The following is an 18,901-nucleotide window of genomic DNA, read 5'->3' on the forward strand; positions in this document are numbered from 1 at the left end:
AACTCCTAATATATAATTTCGGTAAATTAACGAGCACTCATATCTGGTACAGGACGCAGCTCTTCACCCGTATATTCTGCACTTGGGCGAATGATACGGTTATTGGCACGTTGCTCAAACACGTGGGCTGCCCAACCAGTCAGACGTGAGCAGACAAAGATAGGTGTGAATAGCTTGGTTGGAATACCCATAAAGTGATAAGCAGATGCATGGAAGAAATCAGCATTACAGAACAGTTTTTTCTCGCGCCACATGACTTCTTCACAGCGTACTGATACTGGGTATAGCACTTCATCACCAACGTCAGCGGCTAGCTTCTCAGCCCAACCTTTAATGACGACGTTACGTGGATCTGACTCGCTATAGATCGCATGACCAAAGCCCATGATTTTGTCTTTACGCGCCAGCATACCCATCATTTCTTCTTCAGCGTCATCAGGTGAGCTAAAGCCTTCAATCATATCCATCGCTGCTTCGTTCGCGCCGCCATGGAGAGGGCCACGCAGTGAGCCAATCGCGCCGGTAATGCAAGAATGGATATCAGATAGAGTAGACGCACAGACACGCGCGGTAAAGGTCGAAGCGTTAAACTCATGCTCTGCATACAAGATAAGTGAGACGTTCATTACTTTTTCGTGTAGCTCGTTTGGCTTTTCACCTTTGAGCAGATGCAAGAAGTGACCACCAATCGTCTCATCATCGGTGTCGGTTTCGATACGCACATTGTCATGAGTAAAGCGATACCAGTAGTTGATGATTGATGGGAATGTCGCCAGCATACGATCGGTTTGATCGTTCTCTTGCGAGAAATCAGTTTCCGTCTCTAGGTTGCCGAGCATAGAGCAACCAGTACGCAGTACATCCATTGGATGGGCGTCAGCTGGAATGCGTTCGAGTACGTCTTTTAGGGCTTGCGGCAGACCACGCAGTTTTTTGAGTTTGGCTTGATAAGCCTCTAGCTCGCTCTGGGTTGGCAAATTGCCATAAAGTAGCAAGTAAGCCACTTCTTCAAAGATGCATTTATCTGCCAGTTCTGACACATCATAACCGCGATAGGTCAAACCTGAGCCTGATTTACCAACAGTTGATAAAGCTGTTTTACCTGCGACTTGACCGCGTAGACCTGCGCCTGACAATACTTTTGTTGATGGGTTTTGTGCTGCCATGATGAAATTCCTTTTGTTGGTAGCTTTTTTGGGTTGGAAAGGGAGTGTTTATTACAGTTAATTTATAGTTCACTATATAGCTGAGCGCTACATAGGCTCTGAGGCATCTAAATCGACATTACAACGCTCAAATTCAGCATTAATGGGTACGTTTAATACCTCCATAGCGCTGCCTTCACCCTCAGCATTGTTGATCTTCATATACTTGACACCGAGCGGCGATTCCATAAACGTCTGAATCTTAGTCATCTCTTCTGGTGTAGGGTCAGCCATCGGCGTGGCGATTTCTTCGCCGTTCATAGCCCGCAATTGCTCATTACCAAAAGCAAGCAGTTTTTTACCTACATCCGACGTATAAAAGTCATCTAACTCTTTTAACTCTGCATCAGTAAACTGACTCTTATAAAAACGATCGACTTCCGCTTTACCCAAGTCTTTGTCACGTGACTCGAGGCAGCTGACTTGCTCTTCACTGAGCGCGCCGCTATTGATAATTGGTGCAAACAATAGGCTGTTGACGGTATCTAATGTAATCGTCGTCATGACCAAATCATCTTGAGTGGCAGGTGCAGGAGCCTCTTTGGTAGCATCAGCTTCAGCAGTGCTTGCACCACTGGTCGTATCGTCGGCGGTTTCTGGTGTTTTATCACAGCCCGTCATGAATAACAGCGCAGCAAGCGCACTGCTAAGTAGTGACGTTTTGACAACAGTATTAGACGTAAAAAATGGCATAAATAACCTAAAGGTAAGTGAAGACGGATTTCGAAAAGATAAAGCACACAGAGATGGTTTATCGTTTCGGCGTTGCTAATTGGCAATTATTAATTGTTAACTACTTATTATCAGCAAATAGTTTGTCTAGTGTCTGCTCAAACTCATGATAGTTCAAGAAATCGTAGAGCTCCATACGAGTCTGCATGGTATCGACGACTTTGTCTTGTGTACCATCATCTAACAAATGCTGATAAACGTTCAATGCTGCTTTGTTCATAGCGCGGAAAGCGGATAGTGGATATAGCACCATCTCGACACCCACACTATACAACTGGTCAGTGGTATATAGATCTGTCTGACCAAACTCTGTCATGTTTGCCAGTACTGGAATATCGAGTACATCAGTGAACTTACGATACATCTCGATATCGGTTAGCGCTTCTGCAAAGATCATGTCTGCACCCGCTTCTTGGAAGGCAACGGCACGTTCAACAGCAGCATCCAGACCTTCTACTGACAGGGCGTCTGTACGAGCCATCACTACAAAGTCAGGGTCAGTCTTTGCATCCAATGCCGCTTTTAGACGATCAACCATCTCTGAGATACTAACGATTTCTTTATTAGGGCGATGACCACAACGTTTTTGTGCCACTTGATCTTCGATATGTACTGCCGCGACGCCTGCTTTTTCCATCTTTCTGATGGTTTGAGCGATGTTAAACGCGCCACCAAAGCCCGTATCGATATCGACAAGCAGCGGGGTATCGACTGCATCAGTAATACGGCGTGCATCTTCTAGTACGTTATCAAGGCTGGTCATACCTAGATCAGGCAAACCAAATGAGGCATTGGCCACGCCAGCACCAGAGAGGTACAACGCTTGATGACCAACTTGGGTCGCCATCATCGCTGTATAGGCATTGATAGCGCCTGCAATCTGTAATGGTTGGTTGTTATCATTTTTTTGAGTGAGGGCACTGCGAAAGCGCGCGCCTGCTGAAGATGAAGTCATATGGTGATCCTTACTTAGAGGGAAAATATTCTAATTGTTGTATCTGATTATACTCAATTATTCATGCCTGAAAAGTTTGGGTTCTTAATTAATATTTAATTTAAATAATAATTAAATGTAGTATATTTAATAGTATTTATAATTCAAATAGCATTATGCAGTTATTGGTAATTTCCTATGATAAGTATTCATATTGCTTAAAATTACAGCTTTTAAAACCTTCTATTTTTTACATTTAGTTACAATTACTAAGTTTGCTACTTCATGATTACTGTTTTATTAATTTAACGACAATCATCAAAAAGCCCCAACAGCTAGGCTATTAGGGCTTTATTCCATTCAAATAGAATGATTAAGCAATGAGTCTTATATTAATCAAAGGTTAAGCAAATAAACCTGCCATATTGGCCAAGAACAATAACGCGAAACCTGCTAAGAATATCAAGCCTGCGATAGACAGGGCGTTCATACCTGCTGACAGTTTCTTATGCTTTTTAACCAATGAGTAGTTTAACCAACCAAAAATAGGCGCAGAGACGAACGCCGATATCATGGCAAACTTAAGCATAGCGCCTAATTGTCCTGTGAAGAAAGTGATAATTACTAGACCACCACCGATGGCATAGGTCGTCCAAAAAGCGATCTGCTTTTTATTGATTTCGCTTTCACCTTTTAGCAGGCGCCAGCATTCAGCATTAGCGCGTCCATAGCCATCAGCACAGGTAATGGTCGTGCCGAACATACACATAAAGGCGACGAAAGCGACCAGCAGTCTCGACCATTCACCAATGGTTGCGGTATACATATTGATCAACTGGTTGATATAAGCACCGCCGACCAATTCAATCTCTTGTCCTGATCCGTACTGGACAAACACACCTAACGATAAGAAGAACAACGCCAATATCGCTGAGACTGCATAGCCAACATTAAAATCTAACAAGCCTTGGCTATGCGTGGTGTGATCTGCTTTGACTTTGGCAGAGGTCCACATAGAGGTAATCGCTGCAAACTCTAGCGGTGCTGGCATCCAGCCCATGAGTGCTACGATGAAGCCCAACGTGGCTAGGTTCCAAGGAGAGGCGGCAACAAAATCTACTGCCATAACCGTTGGCTTACCAGCGGCAATAACGACCGCTGCTACCGTTGCTGTGGTAAGCGCAATCATAATCCACTTGGTCACGCCATCGAGCAATTTATAATGCCCTGCAATCAAAAAGAACCAAGAGACCGCGACGATAATGAGAGATAACGCCATCGTCGACAGACCGAATGAGGCGGGTAGCATAAAGCCTAAGATCACAGCGGCAATGAGTGAGACCGCACCCGTACTAATAACGGCTGACAAGATAGATAGAATGAAATACACCCAAAGATATACCTTTGAGCGTTTGGCATAGCCTGCAATCAAACTCTCGCCCGTATCATAAACATAATCGGTTGCGAATCGAAAAAACGGATACTTAAACACGTTGGCCAATACAATCATAATGGCCAATTGCCAGCCATAGATAGCACCCGCCTGTGTTGATGAAATCAAATGCGAACCACCAATGGCAGCAGTCGCCATCAAAATGCCTGGGCCAAAGATGCGCCAGCTAAAGCCCTCTTGTTGCGAGGCAACGCTATCGTCAGGGGCACTTGGGTTGTTGAGTTGTTGTGTGGACATGAATACCTCGAAATGGTTAAAACAGCAAATTATCACTTACCTGTGTCAGCTTGCCAATGATCAGAAAAGAACGTCCTATAAATCGCCTAAATATAAAACGATTTACATCGTATCGACTTTATCACACCAACACTGTCTAGGAGAATGATTATTCTAGTTATTATTACTATTTGTTTGCATTGCTATTCTTGTTAGTTAGCATACTTATAAAATAATATCAATATTTAAAATGAATTATTTTTGGCGGTTCTTTATAACACAATATTCAACGGATATCTGCCCATTTAGGCCTGTGACACAAAATTTTGCTGCCGATAAGTGATGCCGCGCTGTTCGTAGACGTGATAAATGGCTGTGAGCAAGTCAGGTATTTTTGGGTGTACAAAGTCTTTGAGGGTGTGTAAATAAATAGGGGAGGTAACATTTTCATGAACCAAACGTTGGTAGCTGATCTGTTCCGTACGTACGGTTTGCAAGCTGGCAGGCACCAATGTAATGCCTTCGCCTGCCGCGACCAAACCTAGTGCTACTTGTAAGTCACTTACCGTCGTCGTCATATACGGAGATATGCCGTACTGTGCAAATAAATGCAGCAAAGGTTCAGTGATTGGCTCATTAGATGCAAGTTGCTCGCCTGCATCTCTGACTGGTTGATCTAAATGAGTGTTGTCTGAATAACTACTAGCGTGTGGCGTGGACGTTACTGTGGTTGCTATCGGTAAGTGCGTTTGATGATATAAAATCAAGCGGTTGTTTGCCAGATCTATCAACCGCTGCTCCTCCACATAGGCAAGAGGATGTGACTTGGGTAGTGCAACCACATAGCGTTCATGACGCAGTAGTATTTGCTGAATCCAAGGATCTTGATGCGCAAATCGGCCAAAACCAATATCAATCTCACCAGACTTGAGGGCATCCATTTGTTGATATGAGCTAATGTCTTTTAAATTAACGTCGATATCAGGGCTGAACTGTTTAAGCGTGGCAATGATTTCAGGTAACAGGCCATATAGTACTGAGGGCACAAAACCTATATTTAAAACGCTGCTGGGTGCTGATAGACGCTGAGTCATACTGGTTACAGTATCAATCTCGGTCAGTATGGTGCTTATTTTATCGTAGAAAAAACTGCCCGCTTCAGTCAGATGTAGTGGCCTGTGGTAGCGATCAATAAGCACCACGCCCATGTCAGTCTCTAGCTGTTTTAGCAAGCGACTCAGGGTCGGCTGTGACAGTCCTGTTTTGGTGGCGGCAGCGCTAAAGCTGCACAAATCTGCAACCGCGATAAATGCATTAAGCTGTTTTAAATCCATACTATCGAGCCTGTCATAGTCTATGTTATCTCTACATAGATCAGTTCTTAAGGTTGGTTTATCATATTATTTAGAATAGTTCTTATCAATATTAGCGCTATCTCATAAATTGTGCTTGAAGATAATAGGTCGAGCAACTATATTGTTGGCTAATAACACTGTTACACTATAGTAAGAAAATTCATTCTAGCAATCATTTAACACCAGTAGAAAAAACTGGTTTGGTATTATTCTATGAGCGACGAAAAAGAAGACGCTGGCACCGATTTTGAAGAAAAATTGGCTAGAATTATTGACCAAAAGTCGCGTAAGCGTAATAACAATGATATCTATGAACGCTTTATTAATCGAGTCCATGGCTCCGAAGAGAACGATCAGGCTGAGTTTGAAACACTAGGGCGTGTCTTCAATTCACCCGATAGTCATCTAAATGGGCTAAAAATGGCTAAATCTTGCCAAACATCGTCAAATAGCTGGTTAATATCCCGATATTATCTGCGCTATTTTTCTTGTTTGACGGCAATTTATCTCATTTTTACCACCATTTTTGAAATGAAGACACGCCCTAGAAAGTGCAAAGAACCTTGCCGCTTTCGAACCCTTGAGCACAGAAGAGTTGCAACTGTTTGAAGATCAAAGCAGTGAGCAAGAATTATTGCTAGAAACAGAAGATGCTACAGCAGAAAACACCACCTCTGAAGCTTCAGATACAAATGTAGTATTTGAAAATATATCTGAAAATAATGTGCTGAATATCGCTAATGATAGCGACAGTATTAGTATTGATGTCAATGATGTCAGTTCAGATACAGAGGCCTCAGAATATATAGATCGCAACAATATAGATAGTAGTAATCAAACAAAGTCACCCTCTACGATTGACCATAGTGAATCTGTCATAACTGAGATATCAGATGATGATTCTTTAAACATCCCTTTAGAAATTGAGGATGTGTCTGAATCAGTTATCGAAGAGCCAGTCATAGACAATAAAGTGATCAAAAGCAAGAAACCAATCATGATGGCTGTGGTAATTGGTTCAATAGTATTGGTTGCTATTGCATTAATGCTTGTATTTTCAGGAGTCTTATCTATTTCTGCGGTTGATAGTATAGACAATAGCACTGATGGTAACGTAGAGATAGATAGTACACCGACTGTTAGTGCTGAGCCAGAACTGTCTACTGACAGTCAAACAACTACGGATGGCGTTGACCCTGTAAGTACGCAACCAGCCACTACTCAGCAAGATGCTTTGGACAACAATAGACAGGACCTGCCAGCTGCTAATGAGTCAGAGTCAACTTCTGAAGATCCTACACCAGAAAATGATGCCACTGTTATAGCTACTGAGGAAGCTGCTATAACTTATGAGGACTTTAGACAAGAGTCGCAGACTACCTTGTACCGCGAAACCAATGATTAAAGGGTTTACGTTTTATACCATTTCAGACGGTTAGATAACCGTCTATCAATTTATTCGAGACGTTCATACTAGAAATTGTTGCAATACAATATAAAATTCGTATCATTATGTAAAAGGCACGGTTATGTGCCATTGGTGATATGAATTAGACGGTACGTAACTATGAATGAATCAGAAAACGTGAATAATGATATCGAGCCAAAAAGTATCAGACCCCGTAGTCTTGTTCTTGCTATTATCAGTGTCATCTGTATTGTTCTAATATCTGCCTTCTATATGTCTAACCGTTTCTCTTCCACGCTATCTCAAGCGTCGACGACTAATAACGGTTTAACAGTCAGCAATATTACTAAAGAAGCTAATGCTAATCAGACTGTACAACAGCATTCGGATAGCCAAAATCAACCTAGCAGACCTATAGTTATTAACGGTCATGAAAATGACACCGCCATTAGCTATCATGACTTCAAGCAAGAAGCGCAAAATGTGCTATTTCGTGAGGAAGAAAAGATCATACAAGCTAAGTACAGTGCACATGGTATAACGCCTGCTGTCAGGGCTGAAGACTTTAGAATAGAAGCACATAAAACCTTATATCGTGAGTCCAGTTATTAGGGCTGCTATTAGCGCTTAATATTAAGCCCCATTTCTCCTCTCTAAACATAAGAGAAGAGGAATGGGGCTTTTTTTGTGGGCTTAATGCTCCATGCTTTAGCTAGCTTGCGGATAGCTTTAAGCCAGTTGCTTTTTGAGCGTTCGTAAACGGCTTTTAAATTCTGAGCGGTCAACATAACAGCCTTTGAGACGACGCTCACCGACGTTTTCATCAAATGCGTTACGCCCATGCAGGACTCGGCGGTTATCAAAAACCACCATTTGACCAGCCGCTAGTTTTAACTCAATCTTATAGCGACTGTCTTTTAATCGAGCCATCAGCTCTCGATAAGCAAGGTAGTAGTCGTACATAACGTCGCTTGGCAAATCAAAAACATCTGCAAGATGGGCGTTGTATTTGATTTCCACAATATTACCAAAGTTGTCTAAATTGATGATAGGGTGGTGCTCACGGATATCATGGGCGCTGTCATGAAAACGAAAGGGGATGGCATATTCGGCAAGCAAGCGAAAATACTCCGGCTGCTCTTCTCGTAACCCTTCTAACACCTTTAACCCATCTACGAAAGTAGATTCGCCGCCTATGCTTTCGTTACTCAAAAAATGCAAAAATTGATAGCCTGGAGGCAGTTCCTGATTTGGCAAGTCGGTATGCAAAGGTAATGAGAGCGAGGTATAAGCCAAATTAATCGGCGACTTCTCTGATATGACATCAAAGGTCATACCGAAATTAGTTTGCCGTAGATAATCGACTCGCATAGCGGTCTGTACGCCAGCATCAGAGTCATCTGGCATATTATCAATGATAGTAAGCCCATATTTATCCAGCGCACTCATCCACTCATATAAAGCACTGTCACTGGCCATGATGCTCTGTTGGTCATACATCGGAATGTGGTCAATAAACGTGCCATCCCAACTTTCATAAGGACTGCTATGGTCCTTGGCCAATGCACTAGAATACCCAAACTCACGTAACCAACTCTGATCAAAGTGGCTGATATGCGCTTGTTCTGACCATTCAATCGTCAGCGTTGTGTCATTAAAAGAAACAGAAAGTGGATGGATATCTTTTGATATACTCAGCAAATCAAAGCTACGCTCGCCAGTGTGCGGATGAAAAGCCGATGGGCAGTTATCACGCAGCCAGATATAGTGGTAGGTGCTGTCAATACCATCATTCCAGCGTATTTTAATAGCGCGGTCAATGAGCGCAACGGATTCTATTTGATAGTCAGTTGCTACGGCGATGTCTAGAGATGGTGTTGATTGAGGCGTTTCCATTGGAGCAGACCCTATATATACATGAAGTAAAAATATATTTTACGGTATCTTGTTCGGATCGGTTATTCAAACAATGAATTACGAATCACTTAATAGGCAATATCAATAAACGCAGTACTAAACTGCGATTGATATCTGGCGAGATATTTTTTGAAGGGTTTTGAATAATATTAAGGCTTCGCGAACGAAGCCTTAATATTTGCGACAATTGGTATAAGCTTTTTATTTATCCGAAAGCTAATTATCGAAAAGCTACCTTAACCAGTATTTCGTAACCCTGCAGCTAGCGCATTGATACTACGGATTAATGGATCTTCTACATTAAGGTCGCCATGTGCCGAATCGTTTGGGGTGTCCTGTTGTCTGGCACGCTTTAACAGCTCAATCTGGATATAGTTAATAGGATCTAGATAAGCGTCTCGCCACTGCAGGGATGAAGCAAGATTCTGCTGATTGGACAATAAAGAGTCTTGCTCAAGCAGAGAGTTTAATCCTGAATTGGTCAGCGCGTATTCATCGGTGACCGATGTCATGATTTTTTCGCGTAACGGCTCATCATCACACAGTTGGCTATAAGCCTCAGCGATATTCATATTGGCTTTGGTAAAGGCCATCTCGATATTACTGATAAATACGCTAAAGAAAGGCCAATGCTGATTCATCTCTTTCATCAATGCTTCGTCTTTTTTGACACTATCTAGCGCACTACCGACGCCATACCAAGCAGGTAAGGTAAAGCGTGCCAGTGACCAGCCAAATACCCAAGGAATCGCTCGCAAGGTGGTCTTACTTGGCAGGCCTTTTTTGCGATGGGCAGGACGTGAGCCAATGTTTAACAGAGATATTTCTTGTACTGGGGTGACCTCGGAGTAGAATTTATAAAACCCTTCGGTATGATCGGTCAGCTCTCGATAACGTTGTTCACCTGCATCTGCTAAGCGTGCAAACAGCGCTTCATACTCTGGCAACTCAGTCGGTTGTACCACAAACCTTGTCGAGCAGGCTTTGAGTGTGCCTGTGATTGCCATAGTTAGCTCAAACACAGCGGTGTCCGTATTGGCATACTTAGCATAGAGTACTTCGCCTTGCTCAGTTACCTTAATCTGCCCATGTAGCGTGCCTGCTGGCTGTGCCGCAATGGCTTTGTGCGTTGATCCACCACCACGGCTCACAGAACCGCCACGACCATGGAACAAGCGTGTTTTTATGCCATATTGCTCAGCAATGTTATTGATGGTTTGCTGTGCACTATAAAGCTGCCAAGCAGAGGTGATAATACCGCCGTCTTTTGATGAGTCTGAATAACCCAGCATAATCTCTTGCGTGTTGTCCGTGTTCTGTAGTAGTCCACGATACAGTGGATTATCTAATACGGCAGGCAAGATTTTATCGATATTTTTGAGATCTTCGATGGTTTCGAACAACGGCGCAACTGGCAAATCAGCAGACAATTGACCTTCGTCATCAATTCTGCATAAGCCTGCAAACCGCATGAGCAGCAATACTTCTAGTAGCTGGCTAGCGTTATTGGTCATCGAGATCACATAGCTACCAAAAGTAGCCTGTCCCACCAGTTTGCGTAGAGTAGCGACCGAATTCATCAGTGACAATTGCTCACGCGTTTTGTCTGTCAGGTTGTCAGTATAGATAAGCGGCGTGCCTGGTTTTTCTAGCAAGCGCGTCAACCACTCTTGACGTTCGGTTTCGCTTAGCGTCTGATAATCAGGCAGGTTGGAGGCACTAGCAAAGATATCGGCAATCACTTCGCCATGGTATGAAGACTCTTGACGGATATCGAGCGCCGCCAAATGAAAGCCGCAGGTTTTGACCAGACGAATCACATCGAGTAATAACCCATCGCTATGTGCCATATCATGGGTATTGACACTTTGACGGATAATACGTAGGTCTTCTAGTAACTCTTCTGGATTGCGATAAGCATCTTTTTCGGCCTCGATATCCGTACCTTTGCTTTGAATGCGGCGATTGGTGGCTTTGACTTTAGTGAGGATTATCGAGAGCAGGCGACGATAAGGCTCATTGCCATAGTCATCGAGGTTATAGTCAAACACACGCTGATCGAGCTCATCATAACTTTTAATCTTGGCATATACGTCAGGTGAAACGGTGACAATGGTGTCACTATGAATCAGCTGGCGGCGCAGTTTTTTGAGTAGTACTTGATAGTGACGCAGCACGGTATCAGCATGCATCAATACGGCAAGTTCTGTGGTCTCAAAAGTCACAAAAGGATTGCCATCTCTATCACCACCAATCCATGAGCCAAAGCTCATAAATGCAGGCAGTGGATAGTCTGTGAGCTCTGGATAGATATCGACAATGGCTTTTTTGATATTACGATACACTTTAGGAATGGCATTGAACAAACTGGCATTAAAGTAATGCAAGCCATTGTTAATCTCATCATATACCAACGGCTTACGGGTGCGCACTTCGTCAGACGACCATAATAGATCAATCGTTTGCGCAGTTTGTTCTTTAGCTTGCTCGTAGGCGAAGCTGTTTTCAGACACGTTGTTTAAAGCGTCGCTATGCGTGAATAGACTTTGTAAGATATTCATCGTTGTACGGCGACGCGCTTCGGTAGGATGCGCCGTAAATACAGGTGTAAACTTTAGCTGATCAATCAGCTCTTGCATTTGAGCAGGCTCGATATTGCGCTCACGACACTCAAGTAAGGTACGACGAAATGATCCTTCCCAGCTTTGCTCAGATTGCATACGCAGCTCATGACGCTGCTCACGCAAATAGTTCTCTTCGCTTAGATTGGCTAGGAAAAAATAGATAGAAAAGCCGCGTATGACGTTTTTTAAGGTTTGATTGTCCAAAGAAGCAATAAAATCGATAAGCTGCTGTTTATGTGCCTCATTCGGCTCACGACGCTGTTGAATAAAGCCTTTGCGCAGCGTCTCAATCGTATCTAGCGTCTGCTCACCAGATTGGCGAGAAATAGCATCACCTAATAATGAACCCAATAAGCTGGTGCGTCTACGTAGTACGTTGTTATCTAGTGTCATCTTCAACCTTCCTATCAAATGAGTGGATACAATACTATGGTTATCTTATACGTAATATCCTTATGGTTTTTTGCAATTTAACATAAATAGGTGAGGCCTGCTTGATGTTGATAGCAACTTTTTTACTAGTAGATATTAGCAGACCTCTAATGCACTATTATTAAAGCGATTTTTTATGACCATGCTCATTGCTATATTCTATCCAAAAGTCCGCATTATCCACTCCAGCCTTTCTAGGGTCAAAGACAGGGTTTATACCTAATTTCATCTGCTCGTCGTAGTCTTTTAGAACTTTTAGAGCAACTTTACTTAGAAGTAAAATGGCAATGAAATTTAAGTAGCACATACTGCCAAACCCTATATCACCTAACGCCCACATCATACCGATTGACTGGACACTACCAGTGAAACAAACGATTAAAAAGACCAGTTTGAGTACATGCTTGAGAATGGGGTAGCGCAGTTTATTGTCCAAATAGACCAACGTAGTTTCGGCAATATAGTAATAAGCAACCAAGCATGTGAAGGCGAATAAAAAGATAGCAATCGCAACAAAGCCACTTCCATACTGGTTAAAGACAGTAGAGACAGCCGCTTGGGTAAATGCCGTACCAGCTTCAACACCAGGCATATTATCAACTAGGGTTACACCTTCAGGGGTCACCACGTTATACATGCCAGTTGATAGGATCATTAGCGCTGTTGCAGTACAGACAAGCACCGTATCGATGTAGATAGAGAAGCTTTGCACTAAGCCTTGTTTAGCAGGATGTGATACTTCGGCTGCCGCTGAGCTAAAGGTCGCCTCGCCAGCACCCGCAACGTTTGAGAAAACAGCACGGCGTACGCCCCAAGAGATTGCGGTCCCAACCATACCACCAAACACTGCATCCATGCCAAAAGCGCTCTTAAAGATAAGTGCAAACATTGCAGGAATATTTTGAGCGTTAAATGCCAATACAATCACCATCATAAGGATATAACCGATTGCCATGACAGGTACGACTTTTCCTGCAAAATTAGCAATACGCTTTACACCGCCAAAAATAATGATACCTAAGAGTACGACTAGGATAATCCCTGTTACAACGGGCGGTATATTAAATGCTGTATTAAAAGAGTCCGCAATGGTATTGGCCTGAACACCAGGCACTAACACGCCGTAAGATAGACAGGTCACGATAGCGACGATGATAGCAAAAGGTTTTAGCTTCAATCCTCTTTCAATATAGAACGGGGAGCCGCCACGATATTGATCACCGACCTTATGTTTGTATACCTGCGCTAAGGTAGACTCAATAAAAGCGCTAGCACCACCTAACACACCCATGAAAATCATCCAAAATACCGCCCCAGGGCCACCTGCTGCAATGGCTGTTGCAACCCCAGCGATATTACCCACACCAATACGTCCTGATAGCGCCATACAGAAAGCTTGGAAGGAGCTAATCCCAGCTGATGAGCTTTGTTTGTCGAACAACAGCCTAATCATTTCTTTGAAATAACGGATTTGTACGGCACGAGTCATAATTGTAAAATATATGCCGACGCCTAACGCAAGATAGACTAGGGCGTCACTCCAAATATACCCGACGATATTATTGATGATATTTTCCATAACTTTACTTCCTTGTAATGTTTTTGGTTATGCTGACTTGGGCGTGGATAGCGGACAATGTCAGTTTTTAGTTCACCAACCAGATAGTTTTGGTTTGGGTATACTGGGACAACGCCTCTAAGCCATTGTCACGACCACCGAAGCCAGATTGTTTATAACCACCAAAAGGTGTCGTAATATCGCCCTCAGAGAAACCATTAATCGAGACGGTACCAGCTTTAATAGCGGATGCCACGCGGAATGCGCGATGGACGTTTTGTGTATAGAAGGAAGCGGCAAGCCCATAATCACTCTGATTGGCGAGCTGAATAGCTTCCTCTTCGGTTTCAAAACTTGTGACAGCTAAAAGCGGACCAAAAACCTCTTCTTTAAACAGCGTCATATCCGGGCTGACATTATCAAAGACGGTAGGCTCGATATACCAGCCACTACCGAGTTCATCGTGGATATGTCCACCTGCGATCAAAAGAGCACCTTCCGTTTTGGCAGTATTGAGATGCGATATTACTTTCTCAAAATGCGCTTTTTCGATCATTGGGCCAATAGCGACCTCAGGATCGTAAGGATGACCAACCTTCCAAGACTGAAGACCTTCTTTTAATAGCGTTAACAATGCTTCTTTTTGGCTAGAATGGACAAGTAGACGCGAACCACAGCTACAGTTTTCGCTCATATTCCAAAAAGCAGCGGATAAAATATGTTCGATGGTTTGTTCATTGATAATGGCATCTGCAAAGACGATTTGAGGGCTTTTGCCACCACACTCTAAGACGACTTCCTTAAGATTGCTTTGTGCAGAGTACTGTAGAAACAGTCGACCGACTTCGGTTGATCCTGTAAAAGAAACCATATCAACATCCATATGCTGACCGAGTGCTGCACCTACTTCTTCACCAAGCCCACAGACTAACTGTAACGCCGCTTTTGGCACGCCAGCCTCGTACGCTAATTGTGTTAATCGATATGCTGAGAGCGAGGTCAATTCAGCAGGTTTAACAATGACTGAGTTGCCGGTTATTAATGCGGGTGCAACTTTCCATGCATACATTTGTGCTGGGAAGTTCCATGGTAGTACTGCACCCACTACACCAATAGGCTCTTGTACTACAAGGCCTAGTGCATCAGCACCAGTAGGAGCAACCTTGCCAAAAACTTTATCAGCCGTTTCGGCGTACCATTCAAAGGTTTCAATCGTAGCGGGTAGGTCAGTGTTGAGACATTCTGTAATAGGCTTGCCTGCATCGACGCAATCTAAGGCAGCTAACTCATCCATATGCTCATGCATTAACTGACACCAACGCTGCATGATAGCTTTGCGCTCTGCAGGAGACATCCGTCGCCACTTACCATGTTCAAAAGCATCTCGGGCTGCCGTTACCGCTGTATTAACATCTTGCTGACTTCCATTAGCAATGCTACCTATACAGGTATTATCAATAGGGCTGTAGTTAGGGAGTGTTGTCTCGGATACTGGTGCTGTGGTATCTATTAAATGGCCTGCCCAAAGCTGTTGGTTGCTGGCGAGTTCGAAGACTTGCGCTGTGGTCATACTCATTAGATTGTCCTTTTCTATACAATGGTAGGAATGATAAGAATGGTGCGATGTATCAAGACAGAAGTGCTAAAAATGACTGAGTCTCTTCTTTTGACATATCAGTCAAAGGTAGTCGTACTGACCCAATATTGATGCTCCCGTTAATGCAGCCTGCTTTGGCTTTTTGGTTATAGTTTCCAGACTCCATAGAGTGGATAGCAGGATACATGGCTGTCATCAGCTCCTTAGCATGGTTCCAATCGCCTTTTTGTGTGGCTTCAAACAATGCGACTTGTTCTGCTGGAAATACGTTAGCCGCACCAGCGATCCAGCTCTTAGCACCCCAAAAGAAGAAATCTACTGGTTGGTCGTCACAACCACAAACCACTTCAAAGTTTTCAAAATCAGCCTGTAGCATACGTAATGCATGGCTAAAATCGCCGCTGCTTTCTTTGACACCTACAATATTGGGATGTTTGGATAAATGCGCGACGGTTTCAAACTCAATGCTTACACCGACGCGTGCTGGAAAATTGTACATAATGATAGGTAAGTCAGTGGCATCAGCGACGGTTTCAAAATGCGCAATAATACCGTCTTGGTCTGGTAGGCTATACGGATTGGCTGATAACATTAAGCCGTCGTAGCCCAAGTTTTTGGCTTGGTGAGCAAGTTCGATAGAATGATTGGTCGATAAACTGTTGATACCTGCAATTAGAGTGACTTTGCCTTTGGCAGCGTCAGCGATAGTGGTCAAAACCAGTTCACGCTCTGCAGGCGAGAACGTGTAGTATTCACCCGTTGTACCGCAAGCTACGATTCCGGTAACGCCTTTTTCTACGAATACATTGACCAGTTCGGTTAACTTTTGAGTATCGATATCTCCATTAACATCGAAAGGAGTAACGATAGGGACTAAAACGCCATGAATGTTCATATAAATATCCTTATTTGGAAGTAAAAGCCGTTAGTAAGCCATGAGCTATTAGCGACGTTGTTGGTTCTATGAGTTGTCATAGAGATAAAATGTTCGATTATTATTTAAAAGATTTACGTTTGAAGCGGTTTAGACGATAGGCAGTAGGATCTACCATGGCAGTATCGCCAAAATACAAAGCCGCGATCATCTGTGCGCTTACGACAGCTTGGGTCAGACCTAGATGCTGATGACCAAAGTTTAAAAAGACTGAATTACGTCTATCTATGACAGGTAGTGAGTCTGCTGTAGAAGGTCTAAACCCCATCCATTGCGTATTGCTGTCACTATCTAGTGGGATCTTTAGCATTGCTTGAGCTTGTTTCAACAGCATATTCGCACGGTTCATGTTTGCTGGCGCCTCAAGTCCTGCATACTCAACAGTGCCAGCCAAGCGCAGCCCTTTTTCCATTGGTGTCATAATAAAGCGGCGATCCATGCTAGAAATAGGGATGGTAAGACGCTGACTTTCGTTAGGAAGCATCAGGTGATAGCCTCGCTCTGTATCCATTGGTACTGAGACGCCTGTTAGCTGTTTGGCTAAGGCTTTAGAATGCGCCCCTGCGGCGAGCATAATTTTGCTGGCATGAAGCTGCTTTTGTGTCGTCGTCAAACGAATACCATCAGTTATTACTTCCGCGCTCAGAACACGGCAATTTTCATAAATCTGACCACCAAGCGATCTAAAAATAGTACTTAATTTATGGGTAATGGCTTCTATATTGGTGATATGACCTGTCTCTGGAAAAAACAAAGCACCCAATTGATTGTCTTTTAACGCAGGCTCAAGATCTGTCAGTGCTGATTGTGAGAGTAGGTTGTTAGAAACCCCTAAACGGTTTAAGCGTTGGCCGTGTTCAGTCAGCACTTTTAGGCTGTTGGGCGTCTCTGCGGTTAATACAGATCCTTGTATTTGTACCCAAGAATGTAATTGCCACTCTTTGGTAAAATCTTGCCAAGCTTGAAGGCTCTGTGCATTTAATGCCAAAAGCGCTTGGTGACTGCGTGCAAATGGTTCGGTACGCATATTAAGTAATAACTTGAAGGCCCATGGTGCTAAGCGTGGAAGGTAGCGCCAATCTATACGCAGAGGTCCTTCAGGGTTGAGTAGCATGGCAGGAACATGTCGTAAGATACTGGCATCAGCGATAGGGAAAACCTGTTCAGTGGCAATGTGACCTGCGTTGCCATAAGTTGCACCGCGACCGATTTTATCGGCTTCCAAAATCGCAACTTTTACCCCGCGAGACTGTAGGGTAACCGCAGCACATAGCCCGATAATGCCACCACCGATAATATGTATATCAAACACTTGTGTGTCCATGAGACTCTCGCTTTTCTGACCTTACTGAGCAGTGATTGGTTGCGTTCTAGAAGCCATACAAACGGGTATTTATAAAGAAATACCCCATTTGAATGGATCGCTGTCTTGAACGATGAGAGAGGTCTCTGCACATACGTAGGCGTACCCTCGGATCGTGGGGATAATAGTATTGATAGGGTGGTTATGAAGAGGGTTATGATTACTAAGCACATCAATAGGCTGATAGCTGGCACTAAAGACACTGCCAATGATGCTTTGCTGATACCAAGTCTCACCAGGTGCGAGTACATTGTCGGCGGCTAAGCAAGCCAATTTGGCACTGGTTCCAGTACCACAAGGAGAGCGATCGTAGGCAGATCCAGGGCATAATACGAAGTTTTTGCTGTTAGTGCCGGTGAGATCGCTCTTGCCAAACAGTTCTATATGATCAATTTCGCCATTGTTAGCACCCATAATTCCAGACTTATGAAGTGCTTCCTTAATCTGTATGCTAAATTGAGTAAGCGCCTCAACATTATTGGCTTCAATAGCTTGCTTATGATCGTTGACTAAGAAAAACCAATTACCACCCCAAGCAATATCTCCATAGATAGGACCGATATTGGGTACTTGAACTTCTACTTGTTTTTGGTAGCGATAAGAGGGGACATTTTGGACGCTACAACTACCATCATCATGCAAGGTTGCTTTAACTAGGCCTACGCTTGTTTCTAGATAGTGATCACCAGCGGTTATCTTTTGTTGATAAGCTAGAGATGCAATAACGCCGATAGTGCCATGGCCACACATACCTAAATAGCCATGATTATTAAAGAAGATCACGCCAGCCGTGGCACGAGGATCAGAAGGCGGGCACAAAAGCGCTCCGACAAGCACGTCATTACCACGAGGTTCTAGGATAATACTTTGACGTAAATGATCGAAATTCTGTTTGAAGTCTTGAAGTTTTTCTTGAATAGATTGCCCACTAAGCTCAGGAAATCCTTCATACACCATACGAGTAGGTTCACCGCCAGTATGCGAATCAATAATCTTAAGAGTGAAAAGCGTATCAAACATGACTGCCTACCTGATTCATCCGTGAGTTAATATACTGTTAGCATTATTCATAAATGAACAAAGCGTAAATATAGAATGACGTTTTTCAGAAAAGCAGTCTTGATGTTTTTATATGAATAAATGCGCATTTCTGCACAGGTTATAAGGATATTT

General features: G+C 43.4%; 15 protein-coding genes. 3 read left to right on the top strand and 12 right to left on the bottom strand.

Annotation, left to right across the window (positions count from 1 at the left end; genetic code table 11):
• Positions 1–26: 26 nt before the first annotated feature.
• The 5 genes from prpC to QO187_RS02590 form a co-directional block, all read right to left on the bottom strand.
• Positions 27–1,166 (bottom strand): 2-methylcitrate synthase, encoded by a 1,140-nt coding sequence (gene prpC, locus QO187_RS02570; protein WP_371547036.1) that lies wholly within the window; start codon positions 1,164–1,166, stop codon positions 27–29.
• A gap of 87 nt (positions 1,167–1,253) precedes the next feature.
• Positions 1,254–1,898: a DUF2059 domain-containing protein gene (locus QO187_RS02575; protein WP_371547039.1), complete on the bottom strand. Its 645-nt coding sequence runs from the start codon at positions 1,896–1,898 to the stop codon at positions 1,254–1,256.
• Positions 1,899–1,998: 100 nt separating this feature from the next.
• The gene (gene prpB / locus QO187_RS02580) at positions 1,999–2,892 is read right to left on the bottom strand and encodes a methylisocitrate lyase (RefSeq protein WP_114700000.1); all 894 of its coding nucleotides are present in this window, start codon (positions 2,890–2,892) and stop codon (positions 1,999–2,001) included.
• A gap of 382 nt (positions 2,893–3,274) precedes the next feature.
• Positions 3,275–4,561, bottom strand: coding sequence for an NRAMP family divalent metal transporter (locus QO187_RS02585; RefSeq protein ID WP_371547042.1), 1,287 nt, complete (start codon positions 4,559–4,561; stop codon positions 3,275–3,277).
• A gap of 284 nt (positions 4,562–4,845) precedes the next feature.
• On the bottom strand, positions 4,846–5,874 hold the full coding sequence (locus tag QO187_RS02590) for a LysR family transcriptional regulator (RefSeq protein WP_101205873.1): 1,029 nt from the start codon (positions 5,872–5,874) through the stop codon (positions 4,846–4,848).
• 234 nt (positions 5,875–6,108) lie between these two features.
• Between QO187_RS02590 and QO187_RS02595 the strand changes: the two genes are divergently transcribed.
• The 3 genes from QO187_RS02595 to QO187_RS02605 all read left to right on the top strand — a co-directional run bounded on the left by QO187_RS02595 (position 6,109) and on the right by QO187_RS02605 (position 7,915).
• Entirely contained in the window at positions 6,109–6,504 is a 396-nt protein-coding gene (locus QO187_RS02595) for a hypothetical protein (RefSeq protein ID WP_157822740.1), read from the top strand.
• Positions 6,476–7,300: a hypothetical protein gene (locus tag QO187_RS02600; RefSeq protein WP_134292206.1), complete on the top strand. Its 825-nt coding sequence runs from the start codon at positions 6,476–6,478 to the stop codon at positions 7,298–7,300. Before QO187_RS02595 ends, QO187_RS02600 begins: the two co-directional genes overlap by 29 nt.
• Before the next feature lie 162 nt (positions 7,301–7,462).
• Positions 7,463–7,915: a hypothetical protein gene (locus tag QO187_RS02605; RefSeq protein ID WP_101205875.1), complete on the top strand. Its 453-nt coding sequence runs from the start codon at positions 7,463–7,465 to the stop codon at positions 7,913–7,915.
• Between the two features lie 117 nt (positions 7,916–8,032).
• Here the strand turns inward: QO187_RS02605 and QO187_RS02610 are convergent, their stop codons facing one another.
• The 7 genes from QO187_RS02610 to QO187_RS02640 all read right to left on the bottom strand — a co-directional run bounded on the left by QO187_RS02610 (position 8,033) and on the right by QO187_RS02640 (position 18,748).
• Positions 8,033–9,199 (bottom strand): TauD/TfdA family dioxygenase, encoded by a 1,167-nt coding sequence (locus tag QO187_RS02610; RefSeq protein ID WP_101205876.1) that lies wholly within the window; start codon positions 9,197–9,199, stop codon positions 8,033–8,035.
• Between the two features lie 257 nt (positions 9,200–9,456).
• Positions 9,457–12,237: a phosphoenolpyruvate carboxylase gene (gene ppc, locus QO187_RS02615; RefSeq protein ID WP_101205877.1), complete on the bottom strand. Its 2,781-nt coding sequence runs from the start codon at positions 12,235–12,237 to the stop codon at positions 9,457–9,459.
• A gap of 160 nt (positions 12,238–12,397) precedes the next feature.
• Positions 12,398–13,855, bottom strand: coding sequence for an alanine/glycine:cation symporter family protein (locus QO187_RS02620; RefSeq protein ID WP_371547047.1), 1,458 nt, complete (start codon positions 13,853–13,855; stop codon positions 12,398–12,400).
• 67 nt (positions 13,856–13,922) lie between these two features.
• Entirely contained in the window at positions 13,923–15,410 is a 1,488-nt protein-coding gene (locus QO187_RS02625) for an aldehyde dehydrogenase (RefSeq protein WP_371547050.1), read from the bottom strand.
• Between the two features lie 52 nt (positions 15,411–15,462).
• Entirely contained in the window at positions 15,463–16,326 is an 864-nt protein-coding gene (gene dapA / locus QO187_RS02630; RefSeq protein ID WP_371547053.1) for a 4-hydroxy-tetrahydrodipicolinate synthase, read from the bottom strand.
• A gap of 100 nt (positions 16,327–16,426) precedes the next feature.
• Positions 16,427–17,689 carry an FAD-binding oxidoreductase gene (locus QO187_RS02635; RefSeq protein WP_160021742.1) on the bottom strand — a complete coding sequence of 421 codons (1,263 nt, stop codon included), beginning with the start codon at positions 17,687–17,689 and terminating at the stop codon, positions 16,427–16,429.
• 69 nt (positions 17,690–17,758) lie between these two features.
• Complete coding sequence (locus QO187_RS02640; protein WP_102078413.1) at positions 17,759–18,748, bottom strand: proline racemase family protein; 990 nt, start codon at positions 18,746–18,748, stop codon at positions 17,759–17,761.
• Positions 18,749–18,901: the final 153 nt, after the last annotated feature.

Origin of the sequence: Psychrobacter sp. Arc9 (assembly GCF_041431295.1) — a bacterium.
Classification (GTDB): domain Bacteria; phylum Pseudomonadota; class Gammaproteobacteria; order Pseudomonadales; family Moraxellaceae; genus Psychrobacter.

Excerpts from the sequence above, each read along its gene's own strand:
- QO187_RS02585 (WP_371547042.1), bottom strand. The coding sequence starts at position 4,561 with ATGTCCACACAACAACTCAACAACCCAAGTGCCCCTGACGATAGCGTT.
- QO187_RS02620 (WP_371547047.1), bottom strand. The coding sequence starts at position 13,855 with ATGGAAAATATCATCAATAATATCGTCGGGTATATTTGGAGTGACGCC.
- QO187_RS02590 (WP_101205873.1), bottom strand. The coding sequence starts at position 5,874 with ATGGATTTAAAACAGCTTAATGCATTTATCGCGGTTGCAGATTTGTGC.
- QO187_RS02625 (WP_371547050.1), bottom strand. The coding sequence starts at position 15,410 with ATGAGTATGACCACAGCGCAAGTCTTCGAACTCGCCAGCAACCAACAG.
- QO187_RS02575 (WP_371547039.1), bottom strand. The coding sequence starts at position 1,898 with ATGCCATTTTTTACGTCTAATACTGTTGTCAAAACGTCACTACTTAGC.
- QO187_RS02605 (WP_101205875.1), top strand. The coding sequence starts at position 7,463 with ATGAATGAATCAGAAAACGTGAATAATGATATCGAGCCAAAAAGTATC.
- ppc (WP_101205877.1), bottom strand. The coding sequence starts at position 12,237 with ATGACACTAGATAACAACGTACTACGTAGACGCACCAGCTTATTGGGT.
- dapA (WP_371547053.1), bottom strand. The coding sequence starts at position 16,326 with ATGAACATTCATGGCGTTTTAGTCCCTATCGTTACTCCTTTCGATGTT.
- QO187_RS02610 (WP_101205876.1), bottom strand. The coding sequence starts at position 9,199 with ATGGAAACGCCTCAATCAACACCATCTCTAGACATCGCCGTAGCAACT.
- QO187_RS02595 (WP_157822740.1), top strand. The coding sequence starts at position 6,109 with ATGAGCGACGAAAAAGAAGACGCTGGCACCGATTTTGAAGAAAAATTG.
- prpC (WP_371547036.1), bottom strand. The coding sequence starts at position 1,166 with ATGGCAGCACAAAACCCATCAACAAAAGTATTGTCAGGCGCAGGTCTA.
- QO187_RS02640 (WP_102078413.1), bottom strand. The coding sequence starts at position 18,748 with ATGTTTGATACGCTTTTCACTCTTAAGATTATTGATTCGCATACTGGC.
- prpB (WP_114700000.1), bottom strand. The coding sequence starts at position 2,892 with ATGACTTCATCTTCAGCAGGCGCGCGCTTTCGCAGTGCCCTCACTCAA.
- QO187_RS02635 (WP_160021742.1), bottom strand. The coding sequence starts at position 17,689 with ATGGACACACAAGTGTTTGATATACATATTATCGGTGGTGGCATTATC.